Source organism: Bacteroidota bacterium (assembly GCA_026391695.1).
Taxonomy (GTDB): Bacteria; Bacteroidota; Bacteroidia; order Bacteroidales; family JAGONC01; genus JAPLDP01.
Window position 1 is genome coordinate 1 of the sequence record JAPLDP010000007.1, and the last position, 5,696, is coordinate 5,696.

Annotated in this window: 1 protein-coding gene; it reads left to right on the forward strand. The window is 32.6% G+C overall.

Features of this window, described 5'->3' with window-relative positions; translation table 11 throughout:
• Nucleotides 1-654 precede the first annotated feature (654 nt).
• The gene (locus NT175_00140) at nt 655-5,304 is read left to right on the forward strand and encodes a DUF3883 domain-containing protein (protein ID MCX6233123.1); all 4,650 of its coding nucleotides are present in this window, start codon (nt 655-657) and stop codon (nt 5,302-5,304) included.
• Nucleotides 5,305-5,696: the final 392 nt, after the last annotated feature.

Genomic DNA, 5,696 nt, shown 5'->3' on the forward strand with positions numbered 1-5,696 from the left:
CACCTGAACAATGAATTTTGTCAAAACAAAAACTGCATCAATATCTTACAAATTATCCCAGCTTGCCTAATTTTTTGTATTCGTCCTGGAAATAGTATAGCTTTTTATCCGAATTTTGGATTTATGAATTATTCAGGCTAGATTGGCCACGTAGATGGAGAGAAAGAAATAAGAATTCGATTATTTCCAAACTACAAAGTATGAATGCTGATCCAAAGTTCAATACTTATTATGAGAATGCGATTAAATTTTCAATTTTTTCAGAAAAAAATTGTGATTGGCCATCAACTGGAAATATTAGTACAAATTGATATGTTCATTCATTGAATGATTTTTTATGGCACAAATACAGCTAACGAGCAGCTATGCACAAGCGGAAAAAAGACAACGACACGACAAATGACAATGAAATTGAATATTAAACTTGATAGGGAAAATAGAAATGACGGACTGACTTCCCGACACTCATTGCCGACCCTATTGTGTTTTAATTTTTTATCCCACCGCACAAAAATTTTGAAATTCTATTGCCAAAGCACATTGGCACATTTGTCTTTGCCCCCAACCGCACAAGCAAACGCAAGGGCAAAGCCAAAAGAGCCAATTTTGCCAACGCTTTATTAATACCATTGAACTAAAATCATTTCATGTAATATGAATCTTAAAGAAACAGCAGATAAATTATTTGACGATTCCAAGCTAACTCCATTCAGAGGACTTAGCGCAATTGCCGAGGCGGAGAAATATTTACAACAAGCATACGAAGGTAGATACTTTTTTGAGTTGATTCAGAATGTGAGAGATGCGAACAAAGAGAAAAATCAAGACGGAGAAATTTTCATTAAACTCAATGGAAATATTCTTTCAATTGCAAATACTGGAGCAGAATTTAGCACGAAAGGAATTGAAAGTATAACCACCATTGGACAAAGCACAAAGCAAAGTCAAGATTATATCGGCTTTAAAGGTATTGGTTTTAAGTCCGTTCAAGAAATAACAGAAACTCCAAGGATTATTACTCGTTATGGTTCAGTATATTTTGACAGAAAACTAACCCTAACAAAATACAATGACTCAAAACTAAAGGAGGAACAAGTTCCTCTTTTTTACTTCCCTCATTTTATGGAGGAGAAACTTTCTGATGATGAAATTAAAAAGGAAGTTGTGACTATAATTGAGTTGCCAATCAAAGAGAATATCACAGAAGAAATAATTATTGATGCATTTTCGGAAATAAAAGCAAAACAATTAATCCTTCTGGGCAACATTAAGAGTTTGCAATTTGAATCCGAAACAACTCGTACTCAATTTTCAATAAACAAAAACCCTCAGAAACGATTTATAGAAGTTAAAGAAGATGACAATCCAAGTATCAAATTCAGATACTTTACGCCAAATAATAAAGTTGTAATTCCGAAAGAGGTAATTCAATCTTTAGAAGGAAAGGAAAAGGATATTTTTAGCAGCAGTTCACAAGTTGATATTAATATCGTTTTGGAATTAGCTGAAAATGGGCAATTCAAACCAATTGAAGATGCAAAGCTATACCTGTTTTATCCTTTACAAATTAGTTCGGGGTTCAGATTTATTATTCACAGTTATTTTATTGTAAATCCAGAGAGAACTGCTTTAAGAGATTCACACCTCAATAATTTTTTACTTACTGCAATTGGTGAATTTATCGGTAAAGAAATGCTGAAGCATTTAAAAGAAACAAAAGCTAACACAAATAGGATCCTTTGCTTTAAACGGAACAGTGATGCAAAAATAAATGTACTTTATGATTGTGTTGTGGCTGAACTCAAGAAGCAGAAGTTTGTTTATGACACTCAAACACAAAGATATTTTTCAGTAACTGAAGTTATAGTAGCAGACGGTTTTGATAAAGGACTTTTTCCTGACGGAAAACTTGGTGGTAAGCAACTAATCTACACAGACGATAAAGAAGTAATTAACTGGCTGCAAGCAGAATTTAAAGTTCCGTATTTAAACTATGAGGACATTGCTAAGGAAATAGAAAATGAATGCAAGCGACAGTTAAAACTCAAAAGAATAAAGTTTTTTCAAAATCTTTACAATTATGTAAGTCAGCAAGAGCAATTAAATTTGACAGGAAGAAAAGTTTTGCTTACTGACCATTGGAAATTGGTTTCAAGTAATGAAGATGTTTTTTATGGTGGAGGCAGAAGAAACCCAATTAACTTAGCAGCAAGTATAAAAAAACAAATTCATTTCATTCATAAAGACATAAAGATTTCAGATTTCAGAGAGGGGAAAAGCAGGACAGGAATAACAGAATTCAATACCTACGAACTTGTAAGACGACTATTGAAACTGTTTGATAAAGGTTCAGTTCCCAATACAGATTTGTTGAATGCAATTTTCAATTTACAGCCGATAGACACGAAATCGGAATTAGAAATCAAAGAAAAAATTTTACTACCAATAAAAGGAAATATAAAGTGGCTATCGCCACTTACTAATCCTATTTACTTTGAGACAGAAAACTTAAAAGAACTATATCCCAATGGAAATTTCATTGATGATAACTTGTTGAAATGGGAAGGGGAAGAAATAAATGCCATTACAAAACAAAATTTCCTAATAAAGTTTGGCGTTTGGGAAATACCTGCTGTTTTCATAGCCGACAAGCCGACAAAATTGTATGCAAGGGAAAATCGGGATAAACTTTTAGGTACTTTTTCAGGTTTGGTTTCACGACCATATTACATCCGTAACGATAGAATATTAGACGAACCCTCAAAATATAATCATTGGTTTACTAATTCAATAATTGAAAACTGGAATATTTATAAGAAATTTATTATTTCAAGTTTAATCCCAAAACTACAATATTCAAGTAGTCAAAGCTACTATGAACGTAATGTCAACGAAGATTATATGACAGTTAAATTAAGTAGTTTTATCGAAACTCTTTCTACTCAAAAATGGATTGTATTTAGTGGAGAAGAAGAAGCATATTCGGTAAATGAAATTGTAGGCATAAAATATCTTGATTTCGCACAGCCACTCAATCAAGTTATAAGAAAATTCCTTAAACTCTTACCGATAGATTTTGGACTAAAAAAAGATTTTATAGACGCAATAGGACTAGTTCACCTTGATGGAGATTCTATTAAGAATTTTGTAGAACTTCTCAATCTTATTCATAAAAAATTTGAGACAAGAATTCCAGTTGGTAAAGATTTTATTGACTTCTACAATCGTATTCTTGGCAAGTTGGTTGACTTCTTTTACAACAACGACCAAACAGAAAGCGTAACTCAACTGAGGGGAAAATATTTTTTGAGCATTGATGATACAACTAAAAACATTCTTTGGGCAGAAGCAAATCAGATATTCTACATTGACGATAAACCAAACTATGATTTGCTTCCTGTTTCAATCAAGGAAAGAGTTCAACCTCATTTTACGAACAGAGATAAAAACACATTTGGAAAAATAGCTGGAAAAATTGGTAAGCGATTTTCAAACTCAATTCAAAAAGAATTAATTGAATCGGATGCAATTCAAACTCACACTCTACTTTCATTCTTTAGCTACTTACCTGAATGTATAGCTTTATTGGAATCATCATTGGATATAGTGATGAATGTTTATTTTGACAAGCTAAAAGCAATTCGGGTTTTTGAAAAAGAAAAATTAGAAGTTAAGATTTCAGTTGGAGATTCAGGCGAAATGAATATTCCAGTCAATCATTTTTTAGATACCGAATCTGACTTTGACATTCATTTATCAAAAGCAAACAACCCTAACAGGAACAAGCAAATTGCTGAATCTATGAGTGAGCTTTTTGTGAATTTGCTTGAAAGAGATTTACGAAAATTTAGTTCAGATTTACTCCGATTCCTTAACACATTAGACAAAAAGGAATATCTGAAAGATTATGACATTTTAGAGGAAAGAGTAAATGAAATCAGAGACAAGCTAAATACTTCTGAACTTACGCCAAATCAAAAATTCTGGGATGCAATTCTCAATGCAAAAGAAATCTGTAACCGAGAAAATGTTTATATTAATAAGGAAGTTGATATAACAACTCTTTCAGCACAACTTAAAGTTGAAGAAAAGTTGATTCAAAAAATTCAAGACAATTTTAACTTTCATCAAACAAGCAACACTGCAAACATCCCCTTGTTGATTGAACTTCTTAATTTGCTTTCGCTGACACTTGAAGAAGTGAATAAAAATCTTTTTCCAAAAATTGATTTAAGAGATTTCTATAAAAAGGGATTAACAAACTTGAAAAACAAATTTGAAAAGAGCTTCAATGCTATTCTGCATAGCTATTTATCAGCACAAGAGAGTGGTAAACAATCAAACTATCAGGACTACCTTGATAACTACAAAATATATTTTGAATTCACGGTTCCTTTGTACACTCTTGAATTGAATATAGAAGAATACTTTCTTGAAACTTTAAACACTAAATTCAACTTTCTGAGGTTTGTAAAAAATGATTTGCAAAAAGATTATAAAGCTTTCAATCCCGTTCAAATTTATTCTACAAATCTAACTTTGCTGAAAGGTAAACTAATTTCCACAGAGTTTACCAATGATAATCTTGAATCATTTCTTGCAGAAAATAAAAGAAGAAGCTTGCTCTATTTTAACGAGGTAGATTTCTTAGCTGAAAATTTTAAAGAGTGGCTTAAACAAAGTGCAGAAAGACACAAGCCAACAGAAGAGGAAGAAGATTTGGAGGAATTTTTAATTGAGTTTATCAATCAAACCAAAACTGACATTGAAGAAGTTTCTACCAATAATGTTGAAGTTCCATTATCAACAGGCGGAACATCTGGAGGAAGAAGCGGAAAAAGGTTTGACGGAGGAGCAGGTGAGCAGAATAAAAAACTAATTGGCATAGTTGCCGAGATGGTAGTCTTTGAAAAACTGAAAACGCTTTACGATAATATTGTTTGGGTTTCAAAATTTGCAAGTAAAGTTTACAAAACTCATCCTGGTTTTAACCCAGAAGGACAAGACGGCTTAGGTTATGATATTGAATATTTTGATAAGGAAGGCAACAAGTATTTCATTGAAGTCAAAGGCAAAGCTGACAACTACAATGTTTTTGAAATTTCACGAAATGAAATTGATAAGGCTCATCAGGAAAAAGAATTCTACAAAATCTTTTTCGTAACACAGACAATGAATAATTCTCAAAGAAGAATTCGTGACTTAGGTAATCTATTTATCCTTGACGATGGAGAAGATTTTTTTGCGAATAGGAAATTTACTGCATTTTATAGAAACTTTGAAATTAGATTCCAAGAACAATGAGCCAACGCACAGGTGTAAGCACATTTGCAATTCGCACAAGCCAATGCACAGACCAAAAATTGCAAAAGAGCTTCCACCTTTGCCACCCAGAGAAGAATTTCAAAATTTTTCTCCCACGCTAAAAAAGAAAAAATTAAAATACGCCAACACACGTGCGACACAGACAGAAAAGAGAATTGAAACGTATATGACAAGTTTAATATGAACCAACAAATTGCCAGACATACAGACCGAAACAAGAACCGCCAGTGCATAACAATTAAGCATCGTTTCCCGGCTTGCCGGGATATGTGCTTTGTGTTGAACTAAACCGTGGCACTACCTTATATATTGGGGAATCGATTTTTTAGAGATATTTCAGCAGCGTTCTTTGACGTGGTGATTTTTTGCAG